This is a genomic window from uncultured Peptoniphilus sp. (assembly GCF_946998875.1).
GTDB lineage: Bacteria > Bacillota > Clostridia > Tissierellales > Peptoniphilaceae > Peptoniphilus_A.
The window spans coordinates 1-16,329 of sequence record NZ_CAMQAY010000029.1; the positions used below are offsets into that span (position 1 = coordinate 1).

14 protein-coding genes are annotated in these 16,329 nt (G+C 34.9%); 11 read left to right on the forward strand and 3 right to left on the reverse strand.

Annotated elements, in window-relative coordinates:
- The 5 genes from selD to Q0U74_RS06900 form a co-directional block, all read left to right on the forward strand.
- On the forward strand, positions 1–614 hold a 614-nt coding region (selD, locus tag Q0U74_RS06880), incomplete at its 5' end, for a selenide, water dikinase SelD (RefSeq protein ID WP_297393586.1).
- Positions 615–1,190 (forward strand): sulfurtransferase-like selenium metabolism protein YedF, encoded by a 576-nt coding sequence (yedF, locus tag Q0U74_RS06885; RefSeq protein WP_297393588.1) that lies wholly within the window; start codon positions 615–617, stop codon positions 1,188–1,190.
- Complete coding sequence (locus tag Q0U74_RS06890) at positions 1,184–1,447, forward strand: DUF3343 domain-containing protein (protein ID WP_297393590.1); 264 nt, start codon at positions 1,184–1,186, stop codon at positions 1,445–1,447. The genes yedF and Q0U74_RS06890 overlap by 7 nt, the downstream gene beginning before the upstream one ends.
- Positions 1,444–2,577, forward strand: a complete 1,134-nt coding sequence (locus tag Q0U74_RS06895; protein WP_297393592.1) for an aminotransferase class V-fold PLP-dependent enzyme — start codon at positions 1,444–1,446, stop codon at positions 2,575–2,577. The genes Q0U74_RS06890 and Q0U74_RS06895 overlap by 4 nt, the downstream gene beginning before the upstream one ends.
- Positions 2,578–2,594: 17 nt before the next feature.
- Positions 2,595–3,473 carry a DegV family protein gene (locus Q0U74_RS06900; RefSeq protein WP_297393594.1) on the forward strand — a complete coding sequence of 293 codons (879 nt, stop codon included), beginning with the start codon at positions 2,595–2,597 and terminating at the stop codon, positions 3,471–3,473.
- A gap of 94 nt (positions 3,474–3,567) precedes the next feature.
- Here Q0U74_RS06900 and Q0U74_RS06905 read toward each other — a convergent pair whose 3' ends face one another.
- Together Q0U74_RS06905 and Q0U74_RS06910 are read right to left on the reverse strand one after the other, a co-directional pair.
- The gene (locus Q0U74_RS06905; RefSeq protein ID WP_297393596.1) at positions 3,568–7,371 is read right to left on the reverse strand and encodes a G5 domain-containing protein; all 3,804 of its coding nucleotides are present in this window, start codon (positions 7,369–7,371) and stop codon (positions 3,568–3,570) included.
- Positions 7,372–7,577: 206 nt separating this feature from the next.
- Complete coding sequence (locus Q0U74_RS06910; RefSeq protein ID WP_297393598.1) at positions 7,578–8,900, reverse strand: MATE family efflux transporter; 1,323 nt, start codon at positions 8,898–8,900, stop codon at positions 7,578–7,580.
- A gap of 133 nt (positions 8,901–9,033) precedes the next feature.
- Between Q0U74_RS06910 and Q0U74_RS06915 the strand changes: the two genes are divergently transcribed.
- A complete protein-coding gene (locus Q0U74_RS06915) occupies positions 9,034–9,768 on the forward strand; it encodes a gamma-glutamyl-gamma-aminobutyrate hydrolase family protein (protein ID WP_297393600.1) in 735 nt (244 codons plus the stop codon).
- 72 nt (positions 9,769–9,840) lie between these two features.
- On the opposite strand, the gene Q0U74_RS06920 is transcribed toward Q0U74_RS06915, so the two are convergent.
- On the reverse strand, positions 9,841–10,914 hold the full coding sequence (locus Q0U74_RS06920; protein ID WP_297393602.1) for a hypothetical protein: 1,074 nt from the start codon (positions 10,912–10,914) through the stop codon (positions 9,841–9,843).
- Between the two features lie 115 nt (positions 10,915–11,029).
- Here Q0U74_RS06920 and Q0U74_RS06925 point away from each other — a divergent pair, with 115 nt between their 5' ends.
- From Q0U74_RS06925 to Q0U74_RS06945, 5 genes are all read left to right on the forward strand, one after another.
- On the forward strand, positions 11,030–11,299 hold the full coding sequence (locus Q0U74_RS06925; protein WP_019125287.1) for an ACT domain-containing protein: 270 nt from the start codon (positions 11,030–11,032) through the stop codon (positions 11,297–11,299).
- Between the two features lie 9 nt (positions 11,300–11,308).
- Complete coding sequence (locus Q0U74_RS06930; RefSeq protein ID WP_297393604.1) at positions 11,309–12,664, forward strand: PFL family protein; 1,356 nt, start codon at positions 11,309–11,311, stop codon at positions 12,662–12,664.
- A 66-nt stretch (positions 12,665–12,730) separates the two neighbouring features.
- Positions 12,731–14,125 (forward strand): APC family permease, encoded by a 1,395-nt coding sequence (locus Q0U74_RS06935; RefSeq protein WP_297393606.1) that lies wholly within the window; start codon positions 12,731–12,733, stop codon positions 14,123–14,125.
- A gap of 1 nt (position 14,126) precedes the next feature.
- A complete protein-coding gene (locus tag Q0U74_RS06940) occupies positions 14,127–15,746 on the forward strand; it encodes an amidohydrolase (protein ID WP_297393608.1) in 1,620 nt (539 codons plus the stop codon).
- Positions 15,747–15,752: 6 nt separating this feature from the next.
- On the forward strand, positions 15,753–16,241 hold the full coding sequence (locus tag Q0U74_RS06945; protein WP_297393610.1) for a GAF domain-containing protein: 489 nt from the start codon (positions 15,753–15,755) through the stop codon (positions 16,239–16,241).
- The last annotated feature ends 88 nt before the right edge of the window (positions 16,242–16,329 follow it).

The window sequence follows — 16,329 nt, forward strand, 5'->3', positions numbered from 1 at the left end:
CTATTCACGACAGAAAAATTAAATTTGGTCAATGCGTGACAGGGCTTGTGAAGAACGATGAAATTTGGACAAATAGTGGCGCAGAAGTGGGCGATTATTTTATTCTGACAAAGCCTCTTGGCGTTAGCCTAGTTATGAGCGCCTATTCTGTGGGAATGACCTCAGAAGAAAATTACATAGAGGCAATAAAAAATATGACCACATTAAATAAGTATGCTGCAGAAATTTTAAAGAAGTATAAAGTTTCTTCTGTCACAGATGTAACTGGCTTTGGTCTACTTGGTCATCTTGACGAGTGCACTGAAGACTCTGTAGAAATTTTTGCCGACCAAATAAATTTCTTGCCGGGAAGTTATGAGGCTGCCAGTGAATTTTTATTTACAGCAGGAGGTCAGAGAAATAGAAGGGCACTAGAAGATAAGGTTGAATTTACTTTTGATGACTTTGCCCTAGAAGAAGTTCTCTTTGACCCACAGACATCTGGTGGACTTCTTTTTGCTGCAAAAAAAGATGTAGCAGATAAAATTTTAGCTGAAATGAAAGAAAGTGGAATTCCTGCTTTTTATGTTGGTCGTGTAATCTCAAGAGAAAATAAAAAATTTAAGGTGATTTAAATGGAAATTGATGCAAGAGGATATGCTTGTCCAAGGCCAGTGATTATGACTAAAAGGGCAATTAGTGAAAATAATTTAGAAGAAGTTTTAGTAAGAGTGGATAACGAAGTTGCTACAGAAAATTTAAAAAAGATGGCAGACCAATTGGGCTATATGACAAGTATTGTTGAAAATTCAAAGACCGATTACGAAGTTCATCTAAAAAAATCAGCAGATGGGAAAAAATCTGAAGATGTAAGCGATGAATATGTAGTAATCTTTTCATCAGACAAACTTGGCATTGGCGAAGAAGAATTTTCCAAAAAATTAATGGAATCCTTCACTTATGCCCTATCAGAAGAGGATAGCCATCCAAAATACATCTTGTGCTACAATCACGGAGTACATTTGACAACAATAAATGAAAAAACTGTAGAAGACTTTAAAAAATTAGAAGAAAAGGGAACAGAAATTTTATCCTGTGGACTTTGCCTAGAAAATTATAAATTAAAAGACCAACTTAAAATTGGCGAAATAACAAATATGTATAGAATTTGCGAAATTATGACTAAGTATAGAGTCGTAAAACCATGCTAGAATACTTTCTCTTTACCTTTGATTCTTCAAATAAATCAATAAAGGCAGAGAGAGTTTTAAGAAAAAACAAGTTAGCTGCAAGAGTAATACCAGTGCCTGAAGAGTTATCCAAGGGCTGCGGATTTGCTGTGAGGCTAGATGGGAATTTAGAAGAGGCAAAAATTTTTTTGTGTGAAAAAGATATTTGTCCCAAGGGAATTTATAAGTTCCTAGAAGAAAATTCTGCTAGAAAAATTATAAAGATTGGTGAAAAATGATTTACTTAGACAATTCATCTACCACGCTTATAAAACCAGATGTGGTGGCAAAAACTTTATATGAAGCTGTCGCCAGCAAAAAATTTTCCAATCCATCTCGTGGATTTTATAAGGAAGCTATAAATTCAAGCCAGGCGGTTTACGATGTTCGCGAAATCCTTGCAGATTTTTTTGGCATCGAAGATCCACTTAATATTGCCTTTACGGCAAATATAACTACATCACTAAATCTCTCTTTGTCATCTCTTTTTAAGGCAGGCGACCACCTTATAACAAGCCTAACAGAGCACAACTCTGTCCTAAGGCCCCTTTATCAACTTGAGGATATGGGCGTAGAACTTTCCTTTATAGATATTGATGACAATTACAATTTAAAACTTGAGGACTTGGATAAATATTTAAGGAAGAACACCAAGGCAATAGTTATTACTGCAGAGTCCAATGTAAGTGGAGCTATGACAGACTTAGATTACCTTTATGACTTTGCCATAGACCACGATTTATTAGTAATAATTGACGGAGCACAAGCTGCAGGCACAGTGAAAATAAAATTTAATGAGAGAAAATATCCAAGACTAATTTTTTGTCTAACAGGTCACAAGGCCCTCTTTGGACCAAGTGGCACTGGAGCAATAATAGATTTATCTGGCGAAAAATTTAGAAATGTCTTTACTGGCGGCAGCGGAGTAAATTCCTTTGAAAGATTTAATCCAGTAGAGATGCCCGATGTATTCGAATATGGTACAATTAATTTTCACTCAATTATTGCTCTAGGCGCTGGGGTAAAATTTATTGATGAAGTGGGAATAGATAAAGTTTCAGCAAAAATTCACGGTCTTCGCAAAAAACTTTTCTGGGGAATAAGAGATGTTCCTGGAATAAAATTATATTCAAATGAAAATGATTCATCCATAGTTTCCTTTAACTACAAGGACTATCCTTCATCAAAAGTATCAGAAAAATTATATGAGATGAGTAAAATTGCATCAAGGGGAGGAATACACTGTGCGCCACTCTTTCACGAGAGAGTGGGAACAAAAAGTCAGGGCATAGTGAGACTTTCACTTTCCTATTTTAACAATGAGGATGAAATAGATAAGACAATAGAGACTATAAAAAAGTTAAAATAAGTACACAGGAGGGACAAATGGCATTTAAAATAATATCTGATTCTTCATGCGACTTAGATTTAAAGACAATTGAAGAACTTGATATAGAAGTTTTAAAAATAAAAAGCACAGATGACAAGGGCGAAGACCTAAAAGAAGAAATGACTAATAAGGAAATTTACCAAGAGATGAGAGATGGCAAATTTTTTAAAACTAGTCAAATAACATATTACGAATATTTGCAGAAATTTGAAGACTTGGCAAGTAAGGGCAAAAGTTTTATTTGCATCACACTTTCATCGGGACTCAGCGGGACTTATGCTAATGCCTACATGGCAAAAAAGGAAATAGAAGAAAAATATCCTGTAAAAATGGAAGTAATTGACTCCCTTGCAGCCTCAGTTGGCTTTGGTCAAATAACATACTTTGCAGGACTTGCGGCAAAAAATGGAGCAAGCTACGAAGAAGTTTTGAGCCTTATAAAATTTTTGGTGAAAAACACCAAACACATCTTTACAGTTTTTGATTTAAAATATCTCTATGAAGGCGGCAGAGTTTCTAGGACTAAGGCGAGAATTTCTAGCGTCTTAAATATTTTGCCAATCCTTGAAGTTGATGGGGAAGGAAAACTTTATGTGTCAGAAATTGTTCGTGGCAAAAATAAATCCTACAGAAGGATGATGGAAATTATTTCAGAAAATTCCACAGCAGATGGAAGGGACAGAGTCTTCCCAGTTTATGCAGACGACAAGGAAATTTTAGCCCCCCTTATTTCTAAACTAGAAAAAGAAAATTACCACAAGTTTTTGCCCCTAGAGATAGGTCAAACAATAGCAGCTCATGTTGGTCCAGACATTTGTGGACTGGGATACCTGGCAGAAAATATTCCTGAAGAATTTATAAAATATTTGGACTAAAAAATTATTGAAAATAAAAAAAGACGAGGACACTTTAAAGTATACCTCGTCTTTTTTGCTGCATTATAAATTATATAAGCAGAATCAGTTATTTTTACTTAACATTAATAGTTACACTTCTTTCAGTTGCATTCCATTCAATATCTTGAGCTATTCCGTCAGTAGTATTTCCATTTGTCATATTGAATACCCTTGAAATATTAGTAATAGGAAGTAGAATCCTGTCATTAATATTAAGAGGTTTAGAATCCATAACTATTGTTTCGCCATTTGATAAAACAATTTTATTTCCATCAATTTGAATTTTTGCAACAATACCATCTTTAGTGAAGATTGCCGTTCTTGTTGCATTATCCCATTCAACCTTGGCACCGATTGATTCGGCAACAAATCTCATAGGAAGCATAGTTCTGTCGTTTTGGATAATTGGAGCAACATCAAGAGTAAGTCTTGTAGATTGACCGTTAACAATTCTTTCGTAAATCTTACTGTCAATAGTTAGAACATATTGAAGTGATTCAGAAATAGTTTTTGTTACCTTATTCTTAATATTATTTGTAGTTACACCTGCACTTAGCTTTTCATAATCCCAATAATATCTTGGCCTATAATTTGAATAAAACCAATCATAACCAGGATTTGGGCTTGGAGCTGGAGCAGGACTTTCGCTTTCCTTTGTGCCTACTTCTATTATTTTAGGAGTAGCCTCTTTGGTTACTTTTTCAGATTTTTTAGTCTTAGAAAGCACTTCGTCTCCACGAGTTTTAACAGTGTAAGTTATTTCTTTTTCACCGTCTTTACCTTCTTGAATTAATCTTTCTTGTCCTTTTTCAAGACTTGGGTTATTTTTCCTTTCAGTTTCAAAAGGAATCTTTACTTTTTCTGTAACATCCTTTTCCTCTACGTCTACAGTAACCTCTTTAGTTCCAATTGTTATCTTTTCATTTTGAGCCGGTGTTACATCAACTTTTGGTTGACCATCAGGAATATACTTATCTCCCTCAAGCTTATATTTTTGAATAGTAACTTTTTCGCCGTCTACGCCCTCTTGAGTAACTTCTTTAGTTCCAACATCTTTTGTGTCGTCTTTTGTTATTTCAGTTTCAAAAGGTATAGTTTCTCTTGTTGTAAGAGTAAATTCTTTAGGAAGACTATCAGGCAAATCTTGTGAAGTTTTCTTTTTAATTACAAGGTCTTGTGCTGGAGAAATTATTTCTTCGTTAACTTGTTCGCCCTTTTGGCCATTATCATTTTTATAAGTTACTTTTTTCTTTCCAAGAACTCCACCAGAAACTTCTGGATTTTCACCTTCAAAGTTTTCGTCATTTATGACCTTAATTTCGAAAGGAATGTCTTCTTCAACTGTGATAAACTTTTCTTCTGCCTCTGCTAGCTTAGTACCAACCCTAATAATTTTATCTTTTGCTGCAGTTTTAACTTCTCTAGATAGTTCTTCTCTAGCAGTTTCTGTTGTACCCTTATATGTTACCTTATACTTAACTTCTGCACTTCCGTTTTTTCCTTCTTGTTCAGTTTTTTCTTCTCCAAGAGGAAGTGTATCGTCTGATTTTTTAACAACTTTAAAAGGAATTGTTTCTGTAACTGTTTCTTCTTTTGTTGAGATTCTTTCTTCAGGCTTAATATAAGTTACATTTAATGGCTCTGTTTCTGTAGATACTTTTCCATCAAAAGTAATTTTTATTTTACCCTTTTGATTTTCAATAAGAGTTCCATTTTCCATTGATGTAGTGAGTTTATTTTTTGCAAAATCCTTGAAAGGAACTTCTTTTGTCGCTTCATTTGCATCTTTTAGGACTACAACAAGTCCGGATAAGTCTAATTTATCTCCAGAAGAATAATCTAGCTTTGGTTGTGTTTTAACAGAAATAGATTTAACATTAGAAGAATCAAACTCTACTACAGTAATTGTTAGTTCAGCAGGAGTGTTATTTCCATATAAAGTAAGAAGTAACTTTTTGACATTATCTTCTTTAGTTAAATCCTTATCTAAAGCACCACCTTCAAATGTAAGTGTGATTTTGTTATTTGCAAAATCTGAATAAGGAACTTCCTCAGTATTTCCGTTTTCATCTGTAAGGACTGCTTTTAAATTAGTAAGATCAAGCTTTTGACCTACAAGATAATTCGTCTTTGTATCTTTTGCAAAAGCAATTGAAGTAACTTTTTCAGGATCAAATTTAGAAGTAGTTACTTTTAAATTCTCTGTTTCAGCAAACTTACTTTCGTCAGATTTAAGACTAACTTTTACAGGTTTGCCGTTATCTTCTTTAGTTAAAACTTTTCCATTTGTAGGGTTTGTAGTTAAACCATAATAGTCAAAATCTTTAAATTCAACAGTTCTAGTTTTGCCTTTTGCATCTGTTAATGTGACACTTAAAGCTGACAAATCTAATGTCTTTGCCTTTTCATCATCGGCATCATACTTGTAATCAAGTTTTGGTTGACTTGCTATTTTTATAGATTCAATAGAATCTTTCTTAAATCCATCGTCCTTTACTTTAAAAGTTTCTCTAGAGTATGCAAAGTTATCGCCCAGTGTAACTTTTATTGATTTACCGTCAAGAGTTTCAACAGGGTCTCCTTGTTGTGGTTCTGTAGTAATTCCTTGGGCTTTAAGATTTTCGTAAGGGATATATTTAATCTCATCGCCCTTTTTTACACCAACAACAAGTCCAGTCAAGTCTACTTTCTTTTCTCCTTCTTTAGAAGTGTCGTAATCCTTTTTAGGGAATGTGGAAACAAAAAGTGTTAAATCTTTATCATGAGAAAAACTATAAACTTCTAAAATATTATAGTCTCGTTCTATTGGAGTATCCAAGTTAAACTCTTTGCTTTTGTCATAAGTAGGTGGAATCCATCTACCAATACTATTGTCAAAGTAACCAAGTTTTGTGATTTCATAATACTTAGTGGAATTACTCTTATGTCTACTTTTTATTTTTTCTCCATGTTTTACAAGTTCTAAATCAGACCAATCACTATATTCTTGGTAAAATTTAACTTGATGGTCTTTTGACCAAATTTCTTTAAAAACTTTTGGACCATCTATAACCCAATTACTGGATTGGTTGAAGTCAAGCAAGCGGCCTTTTACTTCTTCTCCATTAACAATGGAGTATTCTTGCCAGCCTATAAACTTAGATCCGTCACCTGGCTTTGATACGGCTTTACCTGCTATCAACTTTAATTCTCCATAAGTAGCTTGGGCAGGAAGGGTCTTTGTAATCTCTTGATTATTAATTTTAATAAACTTATGTGTAAAGTCTTTTTTTTCATATTTAGCATTAAAGCTAGTATCACTTGTAAAGGTTCCCTTAAGGTTATTGTCAAAGGAACCTTCTCTTGAAGGCTTATCATATCCCTTATCAACCCAACCTCTGTCAATATCAGTAAAATAAACAGCATAACTTAAATCCACTTCTTTAAATTTTGGAACATAGAACTTTCTTTCTGATTCAGAACCTGAACCCTTGTAACTACCAAATTTTCCATGGTCACCAGATTTAAATGTAGCGACTACATAGCCCTCAGGTTTTTTATCAAAGTCTTCTTCAGGGTAGTAATCTTGTCCCCAACCGCTAACATCTACATAGACACTTGTATTCTTTTTAAGATCTATTACATTTACTTTCTTACCGTCAATGTAGTAACTAAGCTCATTACCTTTGTTTTTAAAACTATAGTACTTTCCACCATCTACACTGACACTTCCTTTGCCCTCGATACCCTCGATACCATAATCTCTATTGCCCACATCCTTTGATGCTATAAAAGTGATTGTATATTTTTGCGTTCCTGTTCCAGCAAAAATACTTGTAGGAATCACTCCTAAAATCATTATTAATGCGAGAAATAAAGATAAATATTTTTTCTTCATTTTTACCTCCTTTTATTTATAACTTGGTACCAATTAATCCCTTACATGTACCTAAGTCAATTCTATATATATATATATATAGTCAAGCCATTTTTAGATAATTTATTAAAAACAATTATTTTTAAAATATAAATAAATTCAAATAAAAAGGAGCAAGCCTTTGTAAATATAAAAAATTAAAGGAAGTCATAAGCGACTTCCTTTTTTTAAGCTCTTTGTAGTTTTGGTTTTTCTGTCATCTTCTTTAGAGAATACATTGCAATTAAAAATACTATAAATTCAGATATAAAGGCTCCCAGGAATAAATATCTTGCTCCAAAAAGTATTACTGATAGGTAAATGGAGAAGAAGAGGGCGATTGATCCTCTCATTATATTTATTACTATGGAATATTTTGGATTTCCAATGGCAGAAGAAAGGGTTGCTATAAATAAATTGTGTCCTGCCAAGAAAAACATTAAGGCGTAAATTCTTAGGGGTCTAATGGAAGATGAAATCATAGTTTTATTTTCCAAAAACATAGAAAATAATTTTTCTGCCTCAAAATATGATATTGCATACATAATTATGGAAATTATAAAAATAAAGATGAAGCTCATTTTTATAATCTTTAAACTTTTTTCTCTCTCTTCTGAGCCATGATAGTAAGAAAGAAGTGGCAGTGTTCCGTGGCAGACTCCTTGGAAAGTTGAATTTGCAAAGACGGAGAGGTAATTTATAACTGCATAGGCAGATAAAAATTCTGGCGAGATATACTTTATTATAAATAAATTAAAGATAAAGACAAAGGTTGCAGTGTTAAGTTCAGAGATAAATTCCCCAAAACCATAGGCAACAGTTGTCTTTAAATAGGACAAAATTTCTTTTGCCCTCATTTTAATTTTCACAAAGCGAAGGTAGCCCTTGGCAGCTCTAAAATGAATAAAAAATATTAGGCAAGATAAAAATTGCGCAATGCCCGTAGCAAGAGCTGCACCTCTTACTCCCATTTGAAACTTGTCTATTAAAATATAATCTAAAATAATATTTGTAAGGCAGGCAGAAACTGCACCTATTATTGCAGTTCTAGGAAAGCCGTCTACCTTTACAAGAACTTCAAAGGCATAGGAAATTATATAAAAGGGCGAAAAGAATACAATAACAGATAAATACTGGTGAGACAGTGGAAATAAAGTTGAATTTGCCCCCAAAAATAAAATTATTTTATCCATAAAAATTAGTGCAAGGGCAGCAAGAAGACCTGCAAAGGCAAGGATAAAAATAAGTATAAAAGTAAAGACTTTATTTGCCTCGTCACGATTTCCCCTGCCAAGCTCAATGCCAATAATGGTTTGTGAGCCAACGCCTGTTATGATGGCAATGGCAAAGAGAAAATTGACATAAGGAATAACTATTGTCACTGCAGATAATTCTAATTCACCGGCAAAATTTGCTACAAAAAATCCGTCGACAATTGTGTAAATTGAAAAAACCCACATAGCAATTATTGATGGGATAACAAATTTGAAAAATTGTCTCTTTAAGTTCATAAAACACCTCTGATTATTTTATTATAAATCAGCCTTATTTTTTAATCAATAAAGGTAACATAGAACTTTATGTATTATGAATTTATTATTCACTTTGATATAATTAAAGCATAAATTATAGGGGAGGAAGATTATGAAAGCAATTATAGGAATTTCTATTAACTCACTTAGAGATATTTCTCAAAATGATGTTGGACAAATTGGAGTTGAAGGTCAAGACTGGCAACTTGTGGCAGCAGATTATATTAGAGCAATAGAAAGAAATGGTGGCATACCAATTTTAATTCCAAATATAAAGAATATGGAAGACATGACTCACGTCCTTGATAAGGTTGACGGTCTACTTTTATCTGGTGGTCACGATGTAAACCCAAGAATTTATAAGGAAAGAAATAGCGGAAAGGCTGGTAACTTTGACAACATAAGAGACCACCAAGAAATTTTTATGACAGAGTATGCCCTAGAAAAAGACATACCTTATCTTGGAATTTGTAGAGGCCTTCAAATTTTAAATGTCACACTTGGCGGAACTATTCACCAAGACTTGCCATCAGCAGGATTTCCTGCACACTCAATGAGCAATTCACTTAGAAATGAGCCATCACATTCTCTAAAAATCTTAGAAGATTCTCCACTTTATGAAATTTTTAAGAGAGATGAAATTTGGACAAACTCCTACCACCACCAAGGCATAAATGAACTAGGTAAGGGCTTAAAGATTGCCGCACTTTCAGAAGAAGGACTTGTTGAAGCAGCTTACTTAGAGGACAAAAAATTTGCCCTAGCAGTACAGTGGCATCCAGAAATGATGTACGACCATGAAGAAATGAATATGATTTTTAAAAAATTCATTGAGGCTTGCAAGTAATAAGAGCGAAAAATTCATATGGACACAAAAATACCCTTGCTGATTTTTAGCAAGGGATTTTTGATTTATTTTCTATTCAAAGTAGTCGATTATGCCTTTTACAGCAATGCCAGTGGCCTTGTGATAAACTACTCCTTCACAATAGGTCCAATTTTCTGTTCCTACTTTCTTTTTTGCCTCTTCGTAGTCTTTTTTCTTGGCAATTTCTATTGTGCCTGGGTAATGGTTTGGTCCATTTTCGATGTAGACCACATCTTTTTCGTAGCCAGGAACTTCTTCAAGCTTGTGGGTGAAGTCCTTTAGTCCACTTTCCTGAGCCTTGTAAAATAATTCTTCCATTAATCTATCGTAGTGTTCCTTTCTTCTATCAGAAAACATCAATTTGCCATAGATGTCTTCGTCACCGCGAGCCATTTTTTGAATAGAAGGTCCGTATCCTGCCCCATCCATAGCTTCAATCTTTTCATCAAAGACAAAATTCTTATCATGGTCTAGGACATAGCGAAGTTCCATAGGAGTAGTGTAGCCAGATTCGCTATTAAAAATTCCATTCTTGTAGGAATAATTTTCATTAGTTACAATTGCAAGAAAAATCAACTTTCCATCTTCAAAGAAGTCCTTAACTAATTGAGTACAATAAATTTGGTGGTCACCAGGATTCTTCATAGTTTCAACATTTTGAACTTGATTTGAAAGCAAGAGTTCTAGGGCCTTGTCTCTTAAATTATCCTTTGACTCAATTATTTTTGAATTTCCTTTTCTAATTTCTTCGTTTTTATAAATACCATCAACTTTTTCATTGGAAAGTTTAACTATTCTACCATCAGAATAAATTATTAGATCTCCTGCTGTATCTTCAGTCTTTTCTGTGTCCTTGTTATTAAAGGTCACTCCCATAAAAATTTTTTCGTAGTCACCATCACTTAAGGATCCTTTTATTTCTGCAAGAGGAAATTTTTCACTTGACTCGCCAAGATTTTCTCTTGCAATAAAAAGCCTTGACTTACTTTCTTCTTGTGAATTTTTCTCTTTCTCTTCAACTTTATTTTTTTCAGCTAGATCTTTACTTGAATTTTCATTTTTCCCACAAGCAGTGAAAAATAAAATTGCAATTAAAGAAATTATAATAATTTTTATATTTTTCATGGTTTTCTCCTTTTTTCTTATAATATAATAAAGCAAGGAGACTTTCAATTACAAAAATATTATTAAAGCATTAAATTATGGTATAATAATTATAATTTTAAATGAGGGGGAAATTATGAGAGCTGTTATAACTGTTATTGGTAGCGACAAAATCGGAATTGTATATGAAGTAGTAAAGAAGATGGTGGAATTCGATCTAAATATTGTGGACATCACACAAACAATTTTAGACGATTACTTTACAATGATTGTAATAGTTGACTTGACTAAGATGAATGTTGAGTTCCAAGAAGTTGTTGACGCCTACGAAAAACTTGGCGAAGAATTAGATCTTTCTATTAGGGTTCAACACCAAGGTATCTTTGACAAGATGCACCAAATTTAAGGAGCTATTATGGATAAGAGAAGAATATTAGAGACAGTTAGGATGCTTGACCAAGAGAACCTAGACATTAGGACTGTAACTCTTGGCATATCACTTTTAGACTGTATAGATAAAGATGGCGAGGCTGCTCGCGAAAAAATTTACAATAAAATTATTAAGTACGGCAAGCACTTAGTTGACTATGCCAATGAAATCGGCAAAAAATATGGCGTAGAAATTGTAAACAAGAGAGTTTCAGTTACACCTATTGCACTTATAGCAGGGGCAACTGAGGAAAAAGACTACACAGAATTTGCAAGGACACTAGATAGGGCTGCAAAGGAAATTGGCGTTGACTTCATAGGTGGTTTTTCTGCCCTAGTTCATGGAGAAATGACGCCAGCTGATGAAATTTTAATTAATTCAATTCCTCGCGCCCTTGCTGAAACAGAAAAAGTTTGTTCATCAGTAAATGTTGGGACAACAAAAAAAGGTCTAAACATGGATGCAGTTAAATTAATTGGCGAAAAAATTGTTGCCACTGCAGAAAATACTAAGGATGCAGACTCCATTGGCTGTGCAAAGCTTGTTGTCTTTGCCAATGCAGTGGAAGACAATCCCTTTATGGCAGGAGCCTTTCACGGAGTTGGCATGGGCGATGTAGTCCTTCACGTTGGAGTATCTGGTCCAGGTGTAGTTAAGTATGCTCTAGAAAAAGTTAAGGGCAAAAGCTTTGATGTAGTTTCAGAAACTATTAAGAAAACTGCCTTTAAAATCACAAGGCTTGGCGAACTAATCGGCACAGAAGTTGCAAATAAGGTGGGAGTTCCCTTTGGAACAATTGACCTATCCCTTGCACCAACACCAGCAATTGGTGATTCTGTTGCAAGAATCCTAGAAGAAATTGGCGTAGAATTTGCAGGCGGACATGGAACTACAGCTGCCCTTGCCATGTTAAATGACGCAGTGAAAAAAGGCGGCATAATGGCATCTGACCATGTTGGCGGACTTTCTGGTGCCTTCATACCAGTAAGTGAAGACGAAGGCATGATTGAAGCTGCAAGAAATGGTCACATTGGACTAGATAAGCTTGAAGCCATGACTTGCGTGTGCTCAGTTGGTCTCGACATGATTGCAATTCCAGGAGACACTAAGGCATCAACAATTGCTGCAATAATTGCCGACGAAGCCATGATTGGAATTATAAATCAAAAGACAACTGCCGTTAGACTCATTCCAGTAATAGGAAAGGGCGTTGGCGAAGAGGCAACCTTTGGAGGATTACTTGGTTCAGCTCCTATTATTCCAGTTCATGCGGGAAGCAGTGAAAGATTTGCTGCAAGAGGAGGATTTATTCCTGCTCCAGTTCACAGCTTTAAGAACTAAAAAAATAAAAATTAAAAATAAAAATTAATAACTAAGAATTAAAAATCCAAGGGAAAGAGGTGTACTATGAATAACAATTCAAAGGAAATTGAAAAATTAACTACAGAGAATACCGAATTTAAGAGAGAAATCGGAGTCTTTGGTGGTGTAAGTATTATCGGTGGAATTATGATAGGCTCAGGAATTTTTTATCTTGGATCCTATGTACTTCAAAGGACAAATATGAATTCAGGTCTGGCACTTATCTGCTGGATTATTGGCGGTCTTATTACACTTTTTGGAGGACTTTGCTATGCAGAGCTTGGCACAGCTATGCCAAAGGCTGGCGGAAGAATTGTCTACTTAAATGAAGCTTATCACCCAATAGTTGGATTCATCTCTGGATTTACTGATTGGATAGTAGGTGGACCTGGTTCAGTTGCCGCTGTTGCAATTGCACTTATGTCTGTCTTTAAAAGTTTTTTTGACATTTCAGATTTTGGAATAAAAATGGCTGCAATATTCTTGATTATTGCCCTAACAGTTTACAATTTATTTGGAGTTAAGGCTTCATCAATTTTGCAAAACATATCCATGGTGGCAAAACTTCTTCCCATTGGAATGGTAATGGTAGCTGCACTTTTCGTTGGAAAGATAAGCCCTGATTTGAGCCTAGGTTCTGCTATTGAATATTCAAAGACAAGTGACACAAGTATTTTTGGCATGATTGCCATAGCAGTTGTTGCAACTCTTTGGGCATACGAAGGCTGGACAAACTTAAACACAGTTGCAGAAGAAATAAAAGAGCCCCACAAAAATTTGCCTTTGGCACTAATAATTGGAATTGGTGGCATAACAATTTTGTACACTCTATTTAATTTTGCTATTATGAAAGTTATACCTCACGACGAAATTGTCTCTATGATAGAGGGTGGAGACCTATACCTAGGCACAGAAGTTGCAAAGAGAGTGTTTGGTCACGCCGGTGTAATTATTGTAAGTACAGGTATGGTGCTTGCCATGTTTGGTACTTTAAATGGACTTATACTTGCCCAACCAAGGATGTACTATGCAATGGCAGTGGAAGGCCACTTTTTCAAGGCCTTTGCAAAACTTCATCCAAAGTACAAAGTCCCAAGTGCACCAATAATTGTCCAATGTATATTTTCTTGCCTACTCGTTATGGCATCAAACCTAGACCAACTTACTAACATGGTTGTAATCACAGGAATGATTTTCTCCGTTCTTACAATTTTATCTGTTCCAATTCTTAGAAAAAAATATCCAAAGATTGAAAGACCTTACAAAGTTTGGTTCTATCCAGTCTCTGTAGTTATTACAGCCCTAATTTTTGCAGGTCTTGTTGTACAAGGTGCAATGGAAGACCCAATCACAGGGCTTACTGGACTTATAGTGCCAATTCTTGGAGCAATCACTTATATGATTTTTGATGCAAAATTAAAAAAAGAAAAAGGAGTATAAGATGAAAAAGTTATTTTACAATGGAAAGGTTTATGTCAATAGAGACGAATTTCAAGAGGCAATTTATCTTGAAGATGAGTTTATAAAGGAAGTAGGAGAAAGTGAAAACCTCCTAGAAAAATATCCTGAGGCAGTAAAAATTGACTGCCAAGGAAAGACCATAATTCCAGGCCTAAACGATTCACACCTACACTTTATGCAATTTGGTGAAAGCATGAACCAAGTTGACATAGAAGGAGTAGAGTCCATTGAAGAAATGATTGAAAGATGTAAGGATTTCATGAAAAAAAATCCAAAGAGATGTGAAAAGGGCATTCACGCTATTGGATGGAATCAAGATTTATTTACTGGCGAAAAGAGAATACCCAATCGCTTTGACTTAGATAAAATCTCAAAAGAAATTCCAATTGTTCTTGAAAGAGTTTGCGGCCACATAGTTTCATCAAACACAAAGGTCATAGAAATCCTTGGACTTACAAAGGACAGCCCACAATATCCTGACGGAGAATTTTTAATAGGCGAGGATGGCTATCCAAGCGGAGTTTACACTGCCAATGCCTGCAACTTTGCCAAGGATGTAATACCAGATTTCACTCTTGAAGAAAGACGCGAGATGTTAATTGAGACAATGGACTATGCAGTTTCTTGTGGACTTACATCTGTGCAATCAAATGATGTTGGCACAACTTTTATGAATGGACCAGTGGCTTTTGAACTATTAAAGGATATTTATAAAGAAAATAAAAAAATTAGATACAGACATCAAGTTTGCTTTAACAACTTTTCTGAATTTGAAAAATATTTGTCTGACGGAGAATACTCTAACAAAGAAAAGGAATATGATACAAATTATTTAAAGCTTGGACCCTTGAAGTTATTTAAGGATGGATCCCTTGGTGCAAGGACTGCCCTAATGCGTAATGGCTACAATGATGACAGGGACAACCATGGACTTCCTTGGATCAAGGATCAAGAGATGAGAAAGTATGTTAAGCTTGCTAGTGAAAATAATCTCCAAGTAATAACTCATGTAATTGGCGACAAGGCAATTGAAGATACAGTAAAATGCTACGAAGATTCCTTTAAAGATGGCAAAAATTCTCTGCGCCACACACTAGTTCACTGTCAAATAACAGATAGAGAATTAGTTGAGCGAATTGCAAGAGATGACATCTGTGTCATGGCACAACCAATCTTCTTGGACTACGATATGAAGGTTGTGGAAGACAGATGTGGCAAAGAACTTGCATCAACATCCTATGCCTTTAAGAGCCTAAAGGACCTTGGAGCACACGTTGCCTATGGCACTGATGCACCAGTGGAAAACTTAAATCCCTTCCCCAATATTTACATGGCAGTGACTCGCAAGGACAAAAATGGGAATCCACAGGGAGGATTTTATCCTAAGGAGTGCGTGGACATCTACGAGGCCATTGATGCCTACACAGTAGAATCTGCTTACGTAGAATTCCAAGAAGACATCAAGGGAAGGATCAAAAAAGATTTCTTGGCAGACTTTGTAGTTTTAGACGAGGACATCTTTACAATTGACCCAATGGATATCAAGGACATTAAACCAAGGATGACAGTCGTTGGCGGAAACGTAGTTTATAAAAGATGAGGAAGTATGACTTTAGAACTTAAGGGAATAGAAAACTTAGACAATAAGGAAAGACTTGACTACATGGTGGACTTTGGTAGAGCCACTATAAAAACTGAGGCAGATATGATCGCCATGATGGCAAATATTTCTTCAGTAATATTTAATGTAGTGGAAGATTTAAACTGGGCAGGCTTTTATCTTGTGAAGGAAGATGAATTAGTCCTAGGACCCTTCCAAGGTCTACCTGCCTGCACAAGACTTGCTGAGGAAGGAGTTTGCGTGGCAGCCTGGAAGGATAAAAAAATTATGAGAATAGAAAATGTTCATGACTTCCCAGGGCACGTTGCCTGCGACTCGGCATCTAATTCAGAATTAGTCTTGCCAATCCTTGTTAAGAATGAAGTTATTGGAGTCTTGGACCTAGACTCACCAAGCTTAGGTCGTTTTACAGATCTGGAAGAAGAAAAATTTGCTGAACTTGTAAGGACTATGGAAGAAGAATTAAATAAATAAAAAATTAGGGGTAGAGAAATTTACCTCTAATTTTTTGCAGTTATTACTCATGAACTTATGACCATAAAAAATTAAAATGGAGTTAGAA

Bases quoted from the DNA above. Each gene is read 5' to 3' on its own strand.
- yedF (WP_297393588.1), top strand. From the start codon at position 615: ATGGAAATTGATGCAAGAGGATATGCTTGTCCAAGGCCAGTGATTATG.
- Q0U74_RS06940 (WP_297393608.1), top strand. From the start codon at position 14,127: ATGAAAAAGTTATTTTACAATGGAAAGGTTTATGTCAATAGAGACGAA.
- Q0U74_RS06900 (WP_297393594.1), top strand. From the start codon at position 2,595: ATGGCATTTAAAATAATATCTGATTCTTCATGCGACTTAGATTTAAAG.
- Q0U74_RS06895 (WP_297393592.1), top strand. From the start codon at position 1,444: ATGATTTACTTAGACAATTCATCTACCACGCTTATAAAACCAGATGTG.
- Q0U74_RS06890 (WP_297393590.1), top strand. From the start codon at position 1,184: ATGCTAGAATACTTTCTCTTTACCTTTGATTCTTCAAATAAATCAATA.
- Q0U74_RS06935 (WP_297393606.1), top strand. From the start codon at position 12,731: ATGAATAACAATTCAAAGGAAATTGAAAAATTAACTACAGAGAATACC.
- Q0U74_RS06945 (WP_297393610.1), top strand. From the start codon at position 15,753: ATGACTTTAGAACTTAAGGGAATAGAAAACTTAGACAATAAGGAAAGA.
- Q0U74_RS06905 (WP_297393596.1), bottom strand. From the start codon at position 7,371: ATGAAGAAAAAATATTTATCTTTATTTCTCGCATTAATAATGATTTTA.
- Q0U74_RS06930 (WP_297393604.1), top strand. From the start codon at position 11,309: ATGGATAAGAGAAGAATATTAGAGACAGTTAGGATGCTTGACCAAGAG.
- Q0U74_RS06910 (WP_297393598.1), bottom strand. From the start codon at position 8,900: ATGAACTTAAAGAGACAATTTTTCAAATTTGTTATCCCATCAATAATT.
- Q0U74_RS06925 (WP_019125287.1), top strand. From the start codon at position 11,030: ATGAGAGCTGTTATAACTGTTATTGGTAGCGACAAAATCGGAATTGTA.
- Q0U74_RS06920 (WP_297393602.1), bottom strand. From the start codon at position 10,914: ATGAAAAATATAAAAATTATTATAATTTCTTTAATTGCAATTTTATTT.
- Q0U74_RS06915 (WP_297393600.1), top strand. From the start codon at position 9,034: ATGAAAGCAATTATAGGAATTTCTATTAACTCACTTAGAGATATTTCT.